Consider the following 18,996-nt stretch of genomic DNA (forward strand, 5'->3'; position numbering starts at 1 on the left):
AGGAAGCCGTAGCCGGTCCGGGGACGTAAGCGAGCCGTAGTCGCCGGCGGCCCCAGCGCGAGCCCGGATTTCCCTACGGTCGAGGGGTGGCTGATGCTGAGGTCGACCTGATCCTGCCGTGCCTGAACGAGGCGGCCGCCCTGCCGTGGGTGCTCGGCCGGTTGCCGGACCGGGTTCGGGCCGTTGTCGTGGACAACGGTTCGACCGACGGATCGGCCGAGCTCGCCGCCGGTCTCGGCGCGACCGTGATCTCGTGCGAGCAGCGCGGGTACGGCGCCGCGTGTCACGCCGGCCTGGAAGCGGCGACCGCCGGCGTGGTGGCGTTCCTGGACGCGGACGCGTCGCTCGATCCTCGCCAGCTGGTCCGCGTGACCGCACCGGTTCTGGCCGGACAGGTCGACCTGATGCTCGGCCGTCGCCGCCCGGTCTCCCGCGGCGCCTGGCCGTGGCACCTCCGGCTGGCCAACGCGGAGCTCGGTCGCCGCATCCGCCGCCGGACCGGGGTACGCCTGCACGATCTCGGGCCGATGCGAGCCGCCCGACGACAGGACCTGCTCGACCTCGCGTTGACCGACCGGCGGTCCGGTTACCCGCTGGAGACCGTGGTGAAAGCCGCCGACGCCGGCTGGCGGATCGCGGAGACCGACGTCGACTACCTGCCGCGGTCGGGCCGCTCGAAGGTGACCGGTACGCCGCTCGGCGCCGTCCGGGCGGTGAAGGACATGACCAAGGTGCTGACCGCATGAGTGCCGGGACGATCATCGTGATCGCGAAGGAACCGTTGGCGGGCCGGGTGAAGACCCGCCTGCAGACCGAGTTCACCCCGCACGAGGCCGCGGCGCTGGCCCGGGCGTCGTTGATCGACACCCTCACCGCAGTTCGGGCGACGCCGGCGGAGCGACACGTCCTCGCGCTCGACGGGACGTCGGGGTCGTGGCTGCCCGACGGCTACTCGGTGATCGCCCAGCGCGGTGGTGGACTCGACGAACGGCTGGCCGCCGCCTTCGAGGACGCGTACGCCGGGACGCCGATGCTGCTCGTCGGCATGGACACTCCGCAAGTGACTCCGGCCCTTCTGGGCTCCGACTGGTCCGGGTACGACGCCGTCCTCGGACTGACCGAGGACGGCGGCTACTGGTGCCTCGGCCTGCGTGAACCGGATCGGCGTGCGCTGATCGGCGTACCGATGTCGACCGAGCACACCGGTGCCGACCAGCTGGCCCGGCTCGAGTCGCTCGGCTATCGGGTGAAGCTGCTGCCGCCGCTGCGCGACATGGACACTCCACCGGATGCGGCGGCGATCGCGGCGGCGTACCCGGATCTGCGGCTGTCCCGGCTGCACCGGCGGTTGCAGCACGCGGCCCACCCGGCGGTGCTGTTCGAGAAGGCGCTCGAGGGTGGCCGGATAGTTGCCACCGGCCCGGATGGACGGATGGTCCCGGGATTGTCCGAGGTGGATCGCTGGCGGGCACCCGCTGATGCGGTCGACCGGATCGCGCTGAGTCGCTGTGAAGGACCCGTGCTCGACATCGGGTGTGGGCCTGGCCGGATCGTGACGGCGCTGGCCGAGCAGGGCATTCCGGCGCTGGGCGTGGACATCTCCGCGCACGCCGTGCGGCTGACGACCGACCGCGGTGCGGCCGCACTGCGGCGTGCGGTGCAGGAGCCGCTTCCCGGTGAGGGGCGCTGGGGGAGCGTGCTGCTGATGGACGGTAACATCGGCATCGGGGGAGCGCCCGGCGTCCTGCTGCAACGCTGCGCCGAGCTCGTCCGGCCGAACGGCGTGGTGCTGGTCGAGGTCGATCCGGACGACGGGCTCGACGACGCCGGTGCGATCGTCCTGCGCAGCGCGAGCGGGCGCCGGTCCCGTCCGTTGCCGTGGGCAAGGGTCGGCAGCCGCGCGATCATCGGGCACGCGCGCGCCGCCGGGCTCCTCGCCACCGAGGACTGGCGCACGGGTGATCGGGCCTTCCTGACCTTCCGCCGGGCCGACGTCGAGCCTCGCTCCCTCGCCCACCTCGTCCGATGAGCGCACCTTCGGAGGCTTTGGCCACGCGTCGGCGGGGTGTGCCGCTCGTGGTCGGTGGCCTGCTCGGCGCCGCCGCGAGCGCCGCGGGCATCGCCACGGCGGCGGCCGACTGGTGGCCGAACCTCACGCTGGTGGTCGGGACGCTGCTCGTCCTCGGGGTCGCGTGGGCGATGACCCGGCGCCCGGTGGGACGTCGAGCGGTGCTCGGGGTCGTCGGATTCGCGGCGGTATGTCAGCTGCCGGGTCTCATGGCTGCGCCGATCACGAGCACGGATGCCTATCGGTACGTCTGGGACGGACGCGTGCAGGTGGCCGGTACGTCGCCGTACGCGCACGTGCCGCTCGACGACGCGCTGGCGAGACTGCGCGATCCGGTGCTCTTCCCGGGCCTCTCGCCGCAGGACAGGTCCGGCGTCACCGGACCTCCACGGATACCCCGCGACCCGGAGGCGGTCGCGGCCCTGTCGGCGGACGACCCGCGGACGCGGATCAACCGGCCGAGCGTGCCGACCATCTACCCGCCGGTGGCGCAGGCGTACTTCACCGCGGTCGCTTTCCTCACGCCCTGGTCGGCCGGGACATTCGGTCTCCAACTGGCCGCGGCTGCGCTCGCCGTCGCCATCACCGCGCTGCTCGCGGTCGAGCTCCGTCGCCGCGATCGGGATCCGCGGTGGGCGGCGGTGTGGGGCTGGTCCCCGATCGTCGCGCTCGAAGCGGGCAACGCCGCGCACGTCGACGTACTCGCGGCCGGCCTAATCGCGGCCGCGGTCATCGCCGCCGCCCGGCGCTCCCCGGTGATCACCGGCCTCCTTCTCGGTGCGGCCGCGAGCGTGAAGCTCCTGCCACTCCTGCTCCTGCCCGCCTTCACCTCACTCCGGCGCCGCGGAACGATCACGCCACTCGTTGCTGTCGGCACCTTCACAGCGACCTACCTCCCACACGTGCTCGCCGTCGGCGCCTTGGTGGTCGGCTTCCTGCCGGGCTACCTCGGCCAGGAAGGGTTCTCCGACGGCAGCTCACGCTCGGCGATCCTCGCGCTCGTACTGCCGCCGACCGCCCGCCAGTTCGTGACCGTGCTCGCGGCCGTCGCCCTAGCGCTCCTCGCGATCCGGCGACACGGACGGGAGCCGGTCGCGATCACCTGCTGCTGGCTGTACGGCGCCGCGCTGCTGCTCACCACGCCGACGTACCCCTGGTACGGCGTCCCGCTGGTCGCGCTCGCCGTCCTCGCGGGCCGCCTCGAGTGGATCGCCGTACCGCTGGCGTCGTACCTGGCGTACGCGAGCTTCGGGCACGACCTGCGTCAGGGACTGATCCACCTGGCTGCGGCGGTCGTCGTCGTCACGGTGACGGCACGAAGGTCACGCGGTTCCCGTCCGGGTCGTGCGCGTCCGGCTCGGCTGCCGTCGTCAGTAGGCCGAGGTGGTTGATCGGGGTGCTCCCCGGCGGCGCGGGCTGGAAGAGCTTGACGGCGTCGTCGCCGATCCGGAAGGTGCCAGGGTCCGACGGGTCGCGCCGCATGCCGAGGTGCGTGCCGTAGAACTCGACCGCCGCGTCGAGGTCGGGAGCGGGCAGGGCGACGTACGCGAGTCGCCGGACGCGACCGGACGTGATCGGCGGGACGCGGAACTCCTCCGAGCGTTGCAGAAGCTCGACCCGCACGCCGTTCGGGTCGGAGAGGAAGGCGAGCCGGCCCTGCCCGCTGCCAGCGATCCGCGGCGGCGTCAGCTCGGCGTACCCCAGGCCGGTCAGCCGCGCGTAGTCGGCGTCCAGGTCGTCGGTCATGAAGCCGATGTGGTTGAGCCCGAAGGTCGCGTCCGGCGCCGGGTCCTCGCTGTGCAGGAGCTCGATCAGCCCGGTCGCGAGCTGGAGGTGCACCCGGTGGACCCGGCTGCCCTCCATGAACAACCGGTCGACCACCTCGGCGCCGAGCCCGGTCCAGAACGCCAGCGCGGCGTCGAGGTCCCTGGTCGGGCCGCCGACGTGGTTCAGCTCGTGGATCACCTGCTGAGGATAGCGCTTACCGGCCGGTTTCCAGCGCGTTCGTGAGCAGGGCGACCAGGGCTTCGAGCTGAAGGTCCGCGGAGGCTGCGATCTCCTCGTCGGAGCCGTTGAGGGCCTTGGCCGCGAGCCCGGCCTTGGCGTCGATCAGGTCGGCGATCCGGGTGTCGACGGTCTGCGCGGCGATGATCCGCCACGCCGTCACCGGCTCCTCCTGACCGATCCGGTGGACCCGGTCGATCGCCTGCGTCTGCTCCGCGTTCGTCCAGGACAGCTCGGCGAGGACGACGTTCGACGCGACCTGGAGGTTCAGGCCGACACCGGCGGTCAGCAGTGAGCAGACCGCGATCGAGACCTCCGGGTCGTTCACGAACGCGTCGATGTTCTTCTGCCGGTTCTTCGGGGTCTGGTCGCCACGGATCGAGGAGTAGGCGATCCCGCGCTCGGTGAACAGGCTCTCGGCGGCGTCCATCACCTCGATGTGCCGGGCGAAGAAGACCACCTTGCCGACGTTGTGCGCGAGCTGCGCGGCGTAGTCCGCGGCCAGGCCGGCCTTCGCCCGGCCGATCCGGCGGACCAGGCTGAACACGTTCTCGCCGGACTTCGCGGTGTCCGGGTCGGCGCGCTCCCAGCCGGCCACCCGCCGGACCAGCTCGTGGTCGATGCCGTCGACCACCTCGCCGGAGGTCCGGGTCTCGAGGGCGCTGCGGTAGCGCGCGACCAGGCGGTTGGTGAGCTCCTGCTCGGCGGCCCGGATCGACCGGCCGGCGGCGTCGTCCAGCTCGACCGGCAGGTCCGCGATCCGGCGGGCCGGGATGTCCGCGGCCACGTCCACCTTGCGGCGGCGGACGATGCCGAGGTCGATCACCCGGGCCCGGGCGGCGGCGTAGAAGCCGGGATCGGCCGGGGTCAGCCCGGTCTCCTCCAGCGACTGCATCAGCTCGGCGCGCGGACCGGTCTCGTCGATCCAGCCGAGGAACTCCCAGATCGCGGTGAAGTCCTCGATGTCGTTGATCAGCGGCGTCCCGGTGAGGGCCATCAGCAGCGGCCGCGCGGTCCGGCCGCGGATGCGCTCGGACAGCCGCAGCACGTTCCGCGAGCGCTGCGACTTCTTGTTCTTGATGAAGTGCGCCTCGTCCACGACCATGCCGCGGAACCCGAGGTCGCCGAGCCAGCCGACGTGCCGGTCGAGGACCTCGTAGTTCACCACGACGATGTCGGCGAACCCGTCGATGGTGTCGCCGTCGCCGTGGATCACGGTGGCCTTCTTCCGCGGCGTCCACAGCCCGGCCTCGCGGGCCCAGTTCGTCTTCACCACGTTCGGGACGACGGCGAGCAGCGGGTACGCGTCCGCGGCCTGGGCGGCGAGCAGCGCCTGGGCCGTCTTGCCCAGGCCGGGCTCGTCGGCCAGCAGGAAGGTCCGGTGACCGGCCGCCGCGGCGGCGATCAGCTGCGCCTGGTGCGGCATCAGGTCCAGGCCGGCAGCCGTGCGCAGGGAGGTGGGCCTGGGCAGGGTCTTGCTCGCGGAGGCGGTCGCATACTCGAACGACTTCAGCAGCGGGCTGATCAGCTCCCACCCGGCCAGCCGGCGCGGCTGGACCCTGGCGGGCGCGGCCGCGCTGAAGTCGGGCGCGAGGAAGGGGTTGGCGAGCTGCCGCTGGACGACCGACTGCGGGACGACCTGGCGCGCGGTCGCCGGAGCGGGCTCCGTCGGCTCCTTCGGTGGCGGCTCCTCCTCAGCGATCTCCAGCCCGGCGGCCGTCAGCATCTGCCGCTTGAGCGCGGCGGCGGCCTCCGAGACGACGGCGTCCTCGGCGAGCAGCGCCAGCAGCGACGGCTCGAGGGCGGCGGTCTTGGCCAGGATCGTCGCGATCCCGTCCAGGCGCCGGAGCTGCTCGGCCCGCTGGGTGTCGGTGTAGCTCTGGTCGGCGTTCACCCGGGCGCGCTCCTCGCGCACGAGCAGGGCGATGACCTGGAACTTGGTCCGGACCGACGGGCGTACGGCCGATCGCTCGACGGCGCCCTCGACCTCGCGCACGGCGCGCGCGAGCACCGGCATGAGACCTTCGACCTCGACGTCGCGGGAACGCCGACGCCGGGGAGCGGCACTACGGGTAGCGTCGGACCGACGCCGGCCTCGCTGGGCCAAAGAGTCCTCCTCTGGACTGCCCCGGCAGGCCTGCCGGGGCGGAACGCGGCACCGTACGACCTCGCGCCGTCGAAGCGGCGTCCTGCCGAGTCCTCCAGGGCGGTCACCTGCGGGCGATCGACAGGTGGATTGCGGCGGGACCCGCCACCGGGTGGGCCCGACGCCCACTGGTGGATGGCCGTGAGTTCTTGCTCGAGGCGTTGCCGTCGCGGCGCGATCGGCGTCGCTGGAGGCGCTGCCGACGTACGGTGCTGTCGTCAATACTAGCCACAGCCGGGCGGTGTGGGCACCTCGGTACTCCGAAGCTCGTCAGAGAGCGGGTGCGCAGACCGTCCGGCTGCGGCGGTGGTACGAGCGCGCGCCGATCGCCAGCGCGGCTCCGAGCCCGGTGAAGGCCAGCCCGCCGAAGGTGATCATCCAGGCCAGGCCGGTCGCGGTGAACGGCGCCGGATCGCCACCCGGCTGCACCAAACCCGCCAGCACCACCGTCCCCCAGATCGTCAGCGGTACGCCGTACAGCGTGAGGCTGGTGGCTCCGGTGACAGCGGGCGTGAGCAGGAGCCAGCGGGGGAGTCGTGGCCGGCTCAGCAGGACGACGGCGAGGATCACGCCGACGAGCGACGCGAGCACGGTGATGTCCAGGCCCGCGCGCTCGAGCACCCGGCTGAGGCCGGACGTCGAGCTCTCCTCGAACGTGGTGTGCCACTCGGCCGCGGTCACGCCGAGCGCCGATCCGCCCAGACCCCACACGACCTTCACCGTTGCCCACGGCACCAGTGCGAGCAGGACGAGGGACGCCGTCAGCCGGCACCGCCGCGAGGCCGGCCGGGACGTACGCCGTACCAGCGGCCGGTCGGGATGTGGCGACAACGGATGTGGACCGCCGCAGCGTGGACACCGCGACCGGCTCCGCCGCGCCTGCGCCAGGGCGGCCGCGAACAGCGCGCCGGCTCCCACCAGGGCCAGCAGTTGGCCGGCGAGAGCGAGCGGTCGCTCCACGGTTCCGGAGGCGACGATACCGACGGCGGAGAGGGCGACGCCGAACGTGCCGAGCAGGGCGGTCGCGGTCGCGAACCGCAGTCCGGCCCGCGCCGGTCTCGACGTCGAGTTGACCGTGACCGCCGCGACGACCGCGCCGCTGAGGAGCAGCACAGCGATCGCCGTCGCGACGGGTGCGCCACCCGGCGGCCGGCCCTCGAGGTCCGCGATCGGGAAGCCGGCCCGGCCGCCGGTCAGCCAGTAGGCCGCGAGGACGCCGTACAGCACCGACCACACCCGGACGGCCGGCGCGATCCATTCCGGCCACCTTCGGAAGAAGCCCATGACGACGAGTCTGCGCCGCGGGGTGCCGGTTGCGGATCCCTCGCTGGGGTGAACCCGACCCGGATCAGTCGGCGGTCGGCAGGCGGCGGTGCTGGACGACGTACTCGGCGATCTGGCGCAGCTTGGTGTTGCTGTGCTGCGAGTGCCGGCTCAGCACGTGGAAGGCGAGTTCGGCGCTGATGTCGAAGCGCTGCATCAGGATGCCGACAGCCTGACCGACCAGTTTGCGCGCCTCGACGGCGTTCATCATCGATTCGCGGTGACGTGCCTGGGCGATCGCCACCGACGCGTGCCGGGCCAGCAGGGTGGCGACCGTGAGCGAGAGCTCCCCGAGGCGGCCGGCGTCGGTGTCGTACAGGCTGAGGGCTCCGACCGGGCCGGAGGCGACCTTCAACGGCAGGTGCGTGGCCGCGGTGATGCCGGCGCGGTGGGCCGCGGTGGCCTCGTCCGCCGATCGGGTCTGGCCCTCCTTCGAGTAGTCCACGACGACCGGATCGTTGCCGCGGGCGACCATCAGCAGCGGACTGGTCTCGGTCAGCAGGTGCTCCCAGAGCGGACCGATCGCCGGATCGGACTGGGCCGCGGGCTCGACCCGGCCGGCGCGTCGCGTCAGCGCGAGACCGGCGTAGGGCCACGCGAGCCTGGCGACCGCGAAGTCGACGACGGCCGCCGCCACCTGGTCGACGCCGCCGTCGGCGTCGTGCAGGTCCACCGTCAGTTGGGCAAGCGCGGCCGCAAACCAGAGATCCGGCTGGTTCGGCACGGAGGGGCACACTCCTGGAGGCAGGGGAGACTGCCACCCACATCTCCGGAGTGCAGGGCCAAGCATGCTCGATTCGGCCCCGAAAGTCCTAATCGGACGCGCTGTCGCGGCCGGACGGAATCGAATGGTGTGCGTTCGGGTACCGGAACGCTGTCGTCCAGCAGCGGGCGGAGGAACAACAGCCTGTTGGAGGTCCCCGTGGTGACTGTCGGTGGTATCGACACGTATTACGACTACGACGAGCAGCGGTGGAAGTACAGACGGTTGGGTGGCGGCCCGGTGTACGCGGATGCGCCCGGCCCGAAGCCCCAGGACGTGAAGGCCGAGGAGCTCCCGCCGGCTTCCCGCCGTACCCGTCCGGTCAAGCGGAAGAAGGCCGAAGCGGTCTGACGTCGGTCACGGTGTGTCACCGAGTCGCCCGTTCTCTGTACGTCGAGCCTTCCGTGATCGACCCTGGCTGCAGTAGCTGCTCATGGGAGGTAGGAGATGACGACCGACCAGAAAGCCGGACCGGCGGGCGTGCGGACGACGAGCGGTGTCGTCCACAAGCGCAGCCCGGTCACCGTCGCCGAGACCGTACTGCGGCTCACCTCGGCCATCCGCGAATCGGGCGGAATGGTGTACTTCGTGGTCGACCACAGCGGTGAGGCACAACGGGCCGGGGCGGAGTTGCGGGACACGAAAGTGCTCGGCTTCGGCCACCCCGCCATCGACGTCTCGACCATGACCGCGTCCCCGCTGACCGCCCTGGACCTGCCGAACAGGATCCTGGTGTGGTCCGACGACGACGGCACCGTCTGGATGACCTACCTCAAGCCGGCCTGGCTCTCCAAGCGCCACAACCTCGAGCCGGAGCAGGCCGAACCGCTGTCGGCGGTGGACGCGCTGATCGCCCAGGTCACCTAGACCGTCGGGGGTCGCCCGGCCCGGGGTCGTCCAGCTTGACCGGCCCGGGTCGCTCAGGTTGATCAGGCGTGGTCGCCGTCGAGTAGTTCGTGGATCTCCGCGACCGCCTTGGCAATGTCGTCGTAGTCGTTCTGGGCGGCCCGGGACTCGGCGCTGATCACGCCACACCGGTGCACCCGGCGGAAGTCGCCGTACGGGAACTTGTAGTGGCCCTTGGTCTCCTCGTCCATGTCGGTGTCGATGCCGAGGAACCACTTGCCGTACTCACGCCAGCCGTGCTTGTCCAGGTACGTGTTCTCCTGGTCGGCGGTCGGGGCGTGCTCACTCCAGTCGTCCCGCTCGTCCATGGCGGTCTGCCCCTTGCGGACCAGGCTCTTCGCGTGGTCGAACGCGGTCTTGTTGAGCTTCACAGTCATCGGGTCGCACCTCCGTCCGGGCCGGTACCCGGAAGGCCGCCGCTAATTCGGTGGCAGCCGGAGGAGAGCGCTGGTAGCGTCGCGGGCCTGTCTTTTCCGGGTGGCTTCTCTGCACTGCGTGAAGGATCGCAACGAACCGGGTGCTCCGGGGCGGGATCTCTCGATTGCCGCCGTTTCGTACGTCCGACACCCACGAGTCGAGGCTTTTCGATGGTCGAATCCACACTCACCTCCGACGAACTGTCCACCGAACGAGACTTCCTCACCGAGGCCCGGACCGCGCTGGCCCGGATGCACCACGCCGTCGAGGGCCGCGAGATCCCGGTGATCGGCGGTGAGGACAACGACGAGCGCTTCACCAACGAGGCGAACCAGCGCGCGTACGAGCAGCGCACGCTGGCGCTGGTCGACCTGCCCGACGTACCGCTGTTCTTCGGCCGGCTGGACTACGAGGCCGGCACGATCGAGGAGCTCGACCGGATCTACATCGGCCGCCGGCACGTGCACGACGGCAGCGGCGCCCCGCTGGTGATCGACTGGCGCGCGCCGGTGTCGGTGCCGTTCTACCGCGCGACCCGCAGCGACCGGCAGCGGGTGCTGATGCGCCGGCGGTACGGCTTCTCCGACCACGCCGAGCTGACCGGGTTCGAGGACGAGCCGCTGACCGACGCCGGCGCGGACAGCCAGGCCGACGCCTTCCTGCGCGCCGAGATCGAGCGTCCGCGCACCGGTCCGATGCGAGACATCGTGGCCACCATCCAGCCCGAGCAGGACGACCTGGTCCGGGCGCCGCTGCACCCGACCGTGTGCGTCCAGGGCGCTCCCGGCACCGGCAAGACCGCCGTCGGCCTGCACCGCGTGGCCTACCTGCTCTACACCGAACGGGAGCGGCTGAGCCGCGGCGGTGTCGTGATCGTCGGCCCGAACCACTCGTTCCTGTCCTACATCCGCAAGGTCCTGCCCGCGCTCGGCGAGGTCGACGTACGGCAGATCACCATCGACGAGCTGATCAGCCTGCCGGCCGCGGCGTCGGACGAGCCGGAGTCCGCGCGGGTCAAGGGCGACGCGCGGATGGCCGGCGTCCTGCACCGTGCGCTCTGGTCGTACGTCGGTACGCCGGCCAACGGGATCCTGTACAGCAAGGGATCTCATCGGTACCGCGTACACGAGTACGAGATCGTGGAGATCGTCGCGGCCCTGCGCGAGTCGACCCGGTACGCGCCGGGACGCAACGCACTCGCACAGCGGATCGCCCACGCCGTCCTCGTGCTGATGGAGCGGCGGGGGGAGTCGCCGGACGACCGGGTGCAGAACGCCGTGGCCCGCTCGAAGCCCGTGAAAGAGCTGGTCGACGCGGTGTGGCCGCGCGTCGTCCCTGAGCAGGTCCTGCACCGGTTGTTCTCCGACGCGGACTTTCTCGAGCAGGTCGCGCACGACCTCAGCGCGGACGAACGCGCCGCGCTGCTGTGGCGCAAGCCGCCGCGGTCGTGGAAGTCGGCGAAGTGGACCGAGGCCGACACCATCCTGCTCGACGAGCTCGAGGACCTGATCGAACGCCGTACCGGCTCGCTCGGACACCTGGTCCTGGACGAGGCGCAGGACCTGTCGGCCATGCAGCTGCGGGCCCTCGGCCGCCGCTGCCGCACCGGGTCGGTGACGGTGCTCGGTGACCTGGCCCAGGCGACGACACCCTGGGCAGCCGGACCGTGGGCGCGAGTGCTCGATCACCTGGACAAGACCGACGGCGTCGTGGCCGAGCTGGATCGGGGCTTCCGGGTGCCGGACCAGATCATCGACTTCGCGGCGAAGCTCCTGCCGCAGATCGCTCCCACGCTCGGCGTGCCGCGCGGAATCCGGTCGGTCGCAGAGGCGCTGAGCGTCGTCCGGGCCGACGAGGACAGTCTGGTGGACTCGGTCGTCGACTCCTGCCGGGCCGCGCTCGCCGGTGAAGGGTCGGTCGCGCTGATCGCGGCCGACGACCAGGTCGCACACCTGCGCGACGCCCTCGTCGCCGCCGGCCTGGAGCCGGCCCTGCTCGGCGAGACCGAGGAAGAGATGGACACGAGCCGCTTGGTCTGCGTCCCGGCGACCCTCGCCAAGGGGCTGGAGTTCGACGCGGTCGTCGTCGCCGAGCCCGCCCGCATCGTCGCCGCCGAGCCCCGCGGCCTCCAGCGCCTGTACGTCGTCCTCACCCGAGCCGTCAGCCGCCTCCGCATCATCCACGCCGCCCCACTGCCAAGCGCCCTCGCCTAGCGCGCCAGCAGGCCGTCGACCAAGGCTCGGAGACCGTCGGTGTACGTGTCGCGGGCGGCGAGGGCCGGCCACTGGTTGCCTACGGCAGCGAGGTGCGGAGTACGGGCGGGATCGAGGCCGGTGAAGAAGGTGGCGCGGTCCACCGGACGACGGGGACGGGCCCGCACCAGGATCTCGCCGACCGTGTAGTACCAGATGGTGCGGAAGACGTCGACGGCCTCCTCCTGCGTCCGGCCGGCGTCGACGGCACCGGCGAGGATGGTCTCGACCAGGCTGAGCGCCGAGTCGCCGAGGACGGCGATGAAGCCGTCGGCAGTGAGCACCTCTGCCGCCCACGGCCACTCGGCGAGCGAGTCGTGGATCAGTACGGCGGCCGCGACGATCCGGTCGCGCGGATCGTCGGGGAGGTCGGGCCGCGGGACCTGGTCGAAGTACTCGTTGAGCAGGAGCAGCAGCAGGTCCTCCTTGTCCCGCACGTGGTGGTACAAGGTCGTCGGGCCGATACCGAGTTCCGCGGCCAGCCGGCGGATCGTCAGCCTGTCCCACCCGTCGCGGTCGATCAGCCGGCGGGCGGCGGCCAGGATCTCCGCGCGGGAGGTCACCGGCGGCCGGCCGGTCCGGCCGGACGCTGCATTGCGTTGAGCCACCGGACCATCATGCCCTGCGCGGCGGGAAATGCCTTGGCAGGCCGGAGACCGCGGTGCTACTTTCGGAACATGTTCGAAAAGTCTCGTCCACGAACCTCGTTCACGCTGGCCGCGGTCGCGGTCGTGCAGTTCATGGTGTCGCTGGACCTGTCGGTGGTGAACGTCGGCCTGCCGGAGATCGCCGCCGGCCTGGGGTTCGGCGCGGTGGGCCTGACTTGGGTGATCCACGCCTACGCGCTGAGCTTCGGCGGCCTGCTCCTCCTGGGTGGTAAGGCTGCTGACCGCTACGGCCGGCAGCGGGTGCTGCTGGCCGGGCTCGCGGTGTTCGGCCTGGCGTCGCTCGTCGGCGGCTTCGCCCAGAATCCGGGCCAGTTGGTGGCCGCCCGGGCTGTGCAGGGAATCGGTGCCGCGGCGTTGGCCCCGGCCGCGCTGGCAGTGCTCACGGCGACCTTTCCGAGCGGCAAGGAGCGCATCCGGGCGTTCGGCGTCTGGAGTGCGATGAACGCGGCCGGCGGTGCGCTCGGCGTGCTGGCCGGTGGTCTGCTCACGCAGTACTTCGGCTGGCGCTGGGTGATGTTCATCAGCGTGCCGATGGTCGTGGTCGCCCTGGTGCTGGCGTGGCGTGGGATCGCGCGGGATCTGGTCGCGGCCCGGGGTGACCGTCCGGACGTGGCGGGCGCCGTACTCGCGACCGGAGGCATGATGCTGCTCGTCTTCGGCGTCGTCCGAACGGACCGCTACGCGTGGACCTCGGTGACCACGCTGGGCACGCTTGCGGCGGCCGTAGCGCTGCTGATCGCCTTCGTGGTGGTGGAGAAGACGACCCGGCGTGAGCCGCTGGTCCGGCTCGGCCTGTTCTCGAACCGCTCGGTCGCCGGGGCCAACGCCTACAACCTGCTGGTCGGGGCGGCGATGGCCTCCGCGTTCTATTTCATGTCGCTCTACCTGCAGCGCGTGCTGTCGGTCGGGCCGGCGACGACGGGGGTGATGTTCCTACCGTTCGCGCTGGGGGTCATCGCCGGATCGGTGCTCGCGGTGAGGCTCGGGTACCGGGCGGCGCCACGGACGCTGATGATCGGCGGCGCCCTGATGACCGCGGGCGGCTTCGCCTGGTTCGGGCAGATCAGTCCGTCGGGCACCTTTCTCGCTGACGTCCTCGGGCCGTCGATCCTCGCGAGCGTGGGCTTCGGCCTGTGCCTCGGTCCGCTGGTCGCGACCGCTACCGCCGGAGTCGCACCCGACGAGCTCGGCACCGCCTCGGGACTCCTCAACAGCTCACGTCAGGTCGGCGCGTCCCTGGGCCTCGCGGCTCTCGGCACCGCCGCCGACAACCGCTCCGGTCCGACGCTCACCCCCACCACGTTGAACGACGGCTACGCCCTCGGCCTGACCGCGTGCGCGATGCTGCTTCTCCTCGCAGTCGTCATCGCCGTCACCGTCGTACGACGTCCTGCTCCTGACCGACCATGACGGTCAGCGGCGTGGCTTTGCGCAGGCATCGTCTCGGATTGTTCGCGCTGCTTTGGTCCTTCGGTCGTGACGTGCGGCGGCAGGTCCGGGATTAACTCGGGTGCTTTTGTCGGTGGGGGTCGTTACGGTCGGTTGGGTGCTGACTCTGCTCCGGTATGCGATGCGGGTGTCGCCTGGTAGCTCTGCGCTGACGATGGGGCTGGCCGTGCTCGGCTCGGTCCTCGGGATCGCGGTCACGTTGCTGACCGGTCAGGTCGTCGGAGCCGTGCCAGGTGTCATCGACGCTGCCCCCGGAGCGATGTCGCTCGGCGCCTTCGGCTGGCTGCTCGCGGCGTTGCTGGTGGTGTTCATCGCGCAGAGCCTGACGCCGGCGATCCACCAGGTCGCCTCGCAGATCATGGACGCGGCGCTCGCCCGCGACATCGGCACCGGCATCACCGAGCCGTTGCTCCGCCCGCGCCGGATCGCGCACCTGGAGGACACCGAGGTGCTCGACATGCAGGAACGCGCCAAGGGCAAAGGCGGCTTCCACCTCGCCCAAGGCCTGGGGAACCTGCCGTGGCTGCTGGCCAGCCGGGTCACGCTGATCGGCTCCGCGGTGATCGTCGGGGTGATGTTCTCCTGGCCGGTGGCGGCGATGCTGGTCGCGGTGACGCTGCTGCTGGAGTGGTACGGCGGCCGCCTGATCGCCCGCGAGATCGATGTGTGGTGGGGCAACACCGAGGAGCAACGCCGGGCCAACTACCTGTTCGACCTCGGCATGCGGGACGCGCCCAAGGAGCTGCGCGTCTTCGGCCTGCACGGCTGGCTGGTCGACCGGTACGTCCGGGAGTGGACCGCGGGCTTCCGGCCGGTCTGGCAACGCCGTCGCCGGAACGTGAAGTGGACCGCCCTCACTGGCGGCCTTCACCTGGCAGCGAACGGGGTCGCGGTCCTGCTGGTCGGCCGGGCCGCGCTGGACGGCGACCTGCCGCTGACGGAGGTGGCGACGACCGTGCCCGCGATCCTGTCCATAGGCGCGTCGATGAACTCGTTCGGCGTCGTCCAGGTGCAGCGCGGGCTGTCGGCGTACCGGGCGATGAGAGAACTCCCGGGCACGATCGCCGAGCGGCATCCCGAGTCGGCCGCGACCACGCGGCACCGGGTGGAGACGATGCCGGCCCGCGAGGTCCGCTTCGAGAACGTCAGCTTCCGGTATCCGGGGTCCGACGTCGACGTCCTGCGCGATCTGGACCTCACCATCCACGCGCACGAGGCGCTCGCGCTGGTCGGGGTGAACGGGGCCGGCAAGTCCACGCTGGTGAAGCTGCTCGGTGGCGCGTACCGGCCGACGGAGGGGCGCATCCTGGTCGACGGCGTGGACCTGTCGGAGCTCGATCTCGCCGCCTGGCAACGGCGGATCGCCGCGATCGTCCAGGACTTCCTGCGCTTCCCGCTGTCGGTCACGGACAACGTGGTGTTCGGCGCGGTCGAACGCGCCGACGACGAGGTCAGCCTGGCCAAGGTCGCACGCGAGTCCGGCATCGACCAGCTCGTCCGCAGGCTGCCCGGCGGCTGGGACACCGTGCTCGACAAGACCTTCGACGACGGCGTCGACCTCTCCGGTGGTGAGTGGCAGCGGATCGCGCTGGCCCGGGCGCTGTTCGCCGTCCACGCCGGAGCCGGGGTGCTGGTGCTGGACGAGCCGGCCGCCGCGCTGGACGTGCGGGCCGAGGCCGAGCTGGTCGAGCGCTACCTTGAGCTGACGTCCGGGGTGGCGTCGCTGATCATCTCCCACCGGTTCTCCGTGGTCCGCAACGCCGACCGCATCTGCGTCCTCGCCGACGGGCGCATCGTCGAGGACGGCACCCATGCGGAGCTGCTGGCCGCGGACGGGGCGTACGCCGGCATGTTCCGGCTCCAAGCCGAGCGGTACGTGACGTCGGCCGGGAGCGAGGTGCTCGATGCGTAGCCTGCGGATCGCCTGGCTGTGGCTGGCGACGTCGTTCCGGGCCGCCCCGCTGCTGATGGCGATCTCGACGCTGCTGGTCGCAGCCCGGGCGATCACCGCGCCGGCCCAGACGTACGGCGTGAGCCGGCTGGTCGACGGGCTCGCGGCCGACCGGTCGAGCACGATCGCGCTCGGCATCGGCATCATCGTCGGCGGGCTGGCCGTCTCGTTCGTCGCCGACATCCTCGGCTGGCCGCTGCAGGACACCGCGCAGGAGCGGATGGCCGGCCGCGTGCACGCCGACCTGCTGGACGTGACGACGGGCATCCCCGGGCTCACCCACCACGAGCGGCCCGACATCGCGGACCGGCTCGAGTTGGTCCGCGAGCGTGCCTGGCGGATGGGCGTCGGCGCCGAGGTCCTGCTGTGGGCGTTCGCGACGATCGCGAACACGGTGACCGTCCTCGGGTTGCTCGGGTCCGTGCATCCGCTGCTCCTGCTCCTGCCGCTCCTCGGCGCCGCCCGGATCTGGTCGGCGTACCTGAGCAGCGTGCGGTCGCACCAGGCATGGGAGGACTCCCTGCCGCAGGAGCGGCTGGTCGACAAGCTGATCGAGGTGTCGAAGGACGCGCGGACCGGCCTGGAGGTGCGGGTCTTCGGGCTCGGGCGGGTGCTGCTGGACAGGATCTTCACGTTGCAGACCGAGCGGTTCCGGCGCCGGGTCGCGGCCGCACGCTGGGGCGGGAAGGTCGACGGGTCGGTGCGGCTGGCGTTCGGGCTCGCGTACGCCGGCGCCATCATCTGGGTGATCGCCCGCGCGCGGAACGGGCAGCAGTCGGCCGGTGACGTCGTACTCGTGCTGCTGCTTGCGCCGCAGGTCGACCAGATGACCGGCGGGATCGCGCGCAACGTGTACTGGGTCGGCGAGGTCGTGCGCAGCTTCAGCCGGTACGACTGGTTGCGCGAGTACGCGAAGGAGAACTCGTGGCGGGCCAGCGTCGACCCGGCGCCGGCCCGGCTTCGGTCGGGGATCGAGCTGCGCGGGGTCGGGTTCGCCTACCCGGGCACGGATTCCGCCGTACTGACCGATGTCGACCTCACGCTGCCGGCGGGCTCTGCGGTCGCGCTGGTGGGGGAGAACGGCGCCGGCAAGACGACGCTGGTCAAGCTGCTCGCGCGCATGTACGACCCGACCAGTGGACGCATCCTGGTCGACGGCGTGGACCTCGCGACGATCGATCCGGAGCAGTGGCGGTCGCAGCTGTCGGCCGGTTTCCAGGACTTCGTCAAGTTCGAGTGGACGGCCCGCGAGGTCGTCGGCGTCGGCGACGTACGCCGGGAGTCCGACGAGGCCGCCGTGCTCGCCGCGGTGTCGCGGGGTGATGCCGAGTCGGTGGTGGCCGGGCTGCCGCGGGGGCTGGACACGCAGCTGGGGAAGAAGTTCACCGACGGGGTCGAGCTGTCCGGCGGGCAGTGGCAACGGCTCGCCCTCGCGCGGGCGTTCATGCGCGAACGGCCGCTGTTGCTGCTCCTCGACGAGCCGACCGCCGCGCTCGATCCGGAGGCGGAGCACCGGTTGTACGAGCAGTACGCCGCGGCCGCGCGGGTCGCGGCGACCGAGACCGGTGGCATCACGGTGCTGGTGTCGCACCGCTTCTCGACCGTGCGGATGGCCGACCTGATCGTGGTGATGCACCACGGACGGATCGAAGAGGTCGGCACCCACGAGGAGCTGCTGGCCGCGGGCGGCCGGTACGCGGAGCTGTTCGAGTTGCAGGCCCGGGCTTACCGGTGATGCTTTAGGTTTGAGGCGTGGCGAAGCAGTGGGTGTGGATCGCGGTCGGTGGGGTCGCCGTCGGCGCGCTGGCCGCGCAATGTGGTGACGACGAGCCCAGCACTGCGTCCGGTCCCAGCACCTCGTCCCCGGCCCCGTCCGCCACCGCGTCTGCGACCACGTCCGAACCGAAGCCCTCCGCCAGCGCGAAGAACTGGTGGGAGGACTACGATCCGGCGCAGTTCGCCGTCCCTGTGCGCAAGTACGCTGCCCAGGCTGGGATCCGGCCACAGTTGCTGATGGCAATCTTGTACAACGAGTCGTACAAACCGCATGACCCGGAGCTGGAGCGGTCGTGGGCGCGGATCGACTCCGATCCGGCCTTCGGGATCGCGAACATGCACCGGCCCGCGTTCGACGAGACCAAGCGCGGCCGCCCGTTCGCGAAGCGCACGTGGGAGGAGCTGCCGGACGATCCGGCGCTCGCCATCCAGGCCGCCGCCTGGCACCTGCACGACCTGGCCGAGCGCCTGCCGTCGAAGCGGTCGACCACGCTGACCAAGGACGAGTTGCTTGCCCTCGGCTACAACGCGGGCGGCGGCAACATGCGCGCCTTCGCCCGGGGAGCCAAGCCCGGCACGCAGGCCCAGTCCTACCTCGACCGGCTGCGCGAGAACTGGGACAAGTCCGCGAAGGCGGTGCAGTCGTGAACGAGCTGCACGTCCACAATCCCCGGTGGTACGAGGTCAGCTCGGCGATCGGGTTCGGCGGGCAGCGCCGGCGCGTGTACGACGGCCTCGTACGACGGAGCGGCGTACGTCCAGGGGACCGGGTGCTCGATGTGGGGTCCGGCACGGGGTATCTGAGTGGTCGTGCGGCGCTGGCCGTCGGGCCGTCCGGTCACGTGGACGGTGTCGATCCGTCGGCGCCGGTTGTCGGCTATGCCAACGAGCGGGCACCGGCGAACGCGAGCTTCCGGGTGGCCGGGGCCGAGCGGCTCCCGTTCGACGACGCGTCGTTCGACCTGGCGCTGTCGTGTCTCGCCGTACATCACATCCCGAAGGCGGAGCGGGCGCGCGCCTTCGGCGAGCTGTTCCGGGTGCTGAAGCCCGGCGGGCGGCTGCTGGTGGCGGACTTCCGCCCGCCGACCGGCCGGCTGTCGCGACTCGCGGTCACGGCGTTCAGCGGGCACGGCGCGGAGGACGTGCGGCTCACCGACCTCGCGGTCGGCGCGGGCTTCTTCGTCGTCGAGACCGGGCGGCGGGCGCCGTTGCTGTCCTTCGTGCGGGCCAGCCGGCCGGGCGGATAGGGTCGTTGCCTGACGTCTGACACGAG

At 71.6% G+C, this 18,996-nt stretch carries 17 protein-coding genes; 11 read left to right on the forward strand and 6 right to left on the reverse strand.

Annotated features, from left to right (window positions below):
* The first annotated feature begins 86 nt into the window (after window positions 1-86).
* The 3 genes from ACQPYZ_RS17145 to ACQPYZ_RS17155 are packed head-to-tail and all read left to right on the forward strand — an operon-like array spanning window position 87 to window position 3,459.
* Window positions 87-746, forward strand: coding sequence for a glycosyltransferase family 2 protein (locus tag ACQPYZ_RS17145; protein WP_433169320.1), 660 nt, complete (start codon window positions 87-89; stop codon window positions 744-746).
* On the forward strand, window positions 743-2,029 hold the full coding sequence (locus ACQPYZ_RS17150; RefSeq protein WP_433169322.1) for a DUF2064 domain-containing protein: 1,287 nt from the start codon (window positions 743-745) through the stop codon (window positions 2,027-2,029). Before ACQPYZ_RS17145 ends, ACQPYZ_RS17150 begins: the two co-directional genes overlap by 4 nt.
* Complete coding sequence (locus ACQPYZ_RS17155; protein ID WP_433169323.1) at window positions 2,026-3,459, forward strand: glycosyltransferase 87 family protein; 1,434 nt, start codon at window positions 2,026-2,028, stop codon at window positions 3,457-3,459. The genes ACQPYZ_RS17150 and ACQPYZ_RS17155 overlap by 4 nt, the downstream gene beginning before the upstream one ends.
* Here the strand turns inward: ACQPYZ_RS17155 and ACQPYZ_RS17160 are convergent.
* The 4 genes from ACQPYZ_RS17160 to ACQPYZ_RS17175 form a co-directional block, all read right to left on the reverse strand.
* Window positions 3,371-4,033, reverse strand: coding sequence for a VOC family protein (locus ACQPYZ_RS17160; RefSeq protein ID WP_433169325.1), 663 nt, complete (start codon window positions 4,031-4,033; stop codon window positions 3,371-3,373). The genes ACQPYZ_RS17155 and ACQPYZ_RS17160 overlap by 89 nt on opposite strands.
* A gap of 16 nt (window positions 4,034-4,049) precedes the next feature.
* The gene (locus ACQPYZ_RS17165; RefSeq protein WP_433169327.1) at window positions 4,050-6,179 is read right to left on the reverse strand and encodes a DEAD/DEAH box helicase; all 2,130 of its coding nucleotides are present in this window, start codon (window positions 6,177-6,179) and stop codon (window positions 4,050-4,052) included.
* A gap of 309 nt (window positions 6,180-6,488) precedes the next feature.
* Window positions 6,489-7,502 carry a hypothetical protein gene (locus tag ACQPYZ_RS17170; RefSeq protein WP_433169329.1) on the reverse strand — a complete coding sequence of 338 codons (1,014 nt, stop codon included), beginning with the start codon at window positions 7,500-7,502 and terminating at the stop codon, window positions 6,489-6,491.
* Window positions 7,503-7,566: 64 nt separating this feature from the next.
* Window positions 7,567-8,265 (reverse strand): GAF and ANTAR domain-containing protein, encoded by a 699-nt coding sequence (locus ACQPYZ_RS17175; RefSeq protein ID WP_433169330.1) that lies wholly within the window; start codon window positions 8,263-8,265, stop codon window positions 7,567-7,569.
* 201 nt (window positions 8,266-8,466) lie between these two features.
* On the opposite strand from ACQPYZ_RS17175, the gene ACQPYZ_RS17180 reads away from it, so the two are divergent.
* Both ACQPYZ_RS17180 and ACQPYZ_RS17185 read left to right on the forward strand, forming a co-directional pair.
* Window positions 8,467-8,655 (forward strand): hypothetical protein, encoded by a 189-nt coding sequence (locus ACQPYZ_RS17180; protein WP_433169332.1) that lies wholly within the window; start codon window positions 8,467-8,469, stop codon window positions 8,653-8,655.
* A 96-nt stretch (window positions 8,656-8,751) separates the two neighbouring features.
* Window positions 8,752-9,171 (forward strand): DUF302 domain-containing protein, encoded by a 420-nt coding sequence (locus ACQPYZ_RS17185; RefSeq protein ID WP_433169334.1) that lies wholly within the window; start codon window positions 8,752-8,754, stop codon window positions 9,169-9,171.
* Window positions 9,172-9,233: 62 nt separating this feature from the next.
* Here the strand turns inward: ACQPYZ_RS17185 and ACQPYZ_RS17190 are convergent, their stop codons facing one another.
* On the reverse strand, window positions 9,234-9,587 hold the full coding sequence (locus tag ACQPYZ_RS17190; RefSeq protein ID WP_433169336.1) for a hypothetical protein: 354 nt from the start codon (window positions 9,585-9,587) through the stop codon (window positions 9,234-9,236).
* Between the two features lie 210 nt (window positions 9,588-9,797).
* Between ACQPYZ_RS17190 and ACQPYZ_RS17195 the strand changes: the two genes are divergently transcribed.
* Entirely contained in the window at window positions 9,798-11,840 is a 2,043-nt protein-coding gene (locus ACQPYZ_RS17195) for a HelD family protein (protein WP_433169338.1), read from the forward strand.
* On the opposite strand, the gene ACQPYZ_RS17200 is transcribed toward ACQPYZ_RS17195, so the two are convergent.
* Window positions 11,837-12,487 carry a TetR/AcrR family transcriptional regulator gene (locus ACQPYZ_RS17200; RefSeq protein WP_433169340.1) on the reverse strand — a complete coding sequence of 217 codons (651 nt, stop codon included), beginning with the start codon at window positions 12,485-12,487 and terminating at the stop codon, window positions 11,837-11,839. The genes ACQPYZ_RS17195 and ACQPYZ_RS17200 overlap by 4 nt on opposite strands.
* A 69-nt stretch (window positions 12,488-12,556) precedes the next feature.
* On the opposite strand from ACQPYZ_RS17200, the gene ACQPYZ_RS17205 reads away from it, so the two are divergent.
* From ACQPYZ_RS17205 to ACQPYZ_RS17225, 5 genes are all read left to right on the forward strand, one after another.
* Window positions 12,557-13,957 (forward strand): MFS transporter, encoded by a 1,401-nt coding sequence (locus ACQPYZ_RS17205; RefSeq protein WP_433169342.1) that lies wholly within the window; start codon window positions 12,557-12,559, stop codon window positions 13,955-13,957.
* A 136-nt stretch (window positions 13,958-14,093) separates the two neighbouring features.
* Entirely contained in the window at window positions 14,094-15,908 is a 1,815-nt protein-coding gene (locus tag ACQPYZ_RS17210) for an ABC transporter ATP-binding protein (protein WP_433169344.1), read from the forward strand.
* Window positions 15,901-17,682 (forward strand): ABC transporter ATP-binding protein, encoded by a 1,782-nt coding sequence (locus tag ACQPYZ_RS17215; protein WP_433169346.1) that lies wholly within the window; start codon window positions 15,901-15,903, stop codon window positions 17,680-17,682. Before ACQPYZ_RS17210 ends, ACQPYZ_RS17215 begins: the two co-directional genes overlap by 8 nt.
* Before the next feature lie 17 nt (window positions 17,683-17,699).
* Window positions 17,700-18,371 (forward strand): transglycosylase SLT domain-containing protein, encoded by a 672-nt coding sequence (locus tag ACQPYZ_RS17220; RefSeq protein ID WP_433169348.1) that lies wholly within the window; start codon window positions 17,700-17,702, stop codon window positions 18,369-18,371.
* Window positions 18,368-18,970, forward strand: a complete 603-nt coding sequence (locus tag ACQPYZ_RS17225) for a class I SAM-dependent methyltransferase (RefSeq protein ID WP_433169350.1) — start codon at window positions 18,368-18,370, stop codon at window positions 18,968-18,970. The genes ACQPYZ_RS17220 and ACQPYZ_RS17225 overlap by 4 nt, the downstream gene beginning before the upstream one ends.
* Window positions 18,971-18,996 lie beyond the last annotated feature (26 nt).

It is taken from the genome of Kribbella sp. CA-247076, from assembly GCF_050942445.1.
Lineage (GTDB): Bacteria > Actinomycetota > Actinomycetes > Propionibacteriales > Kribbellaceae > Kribbella.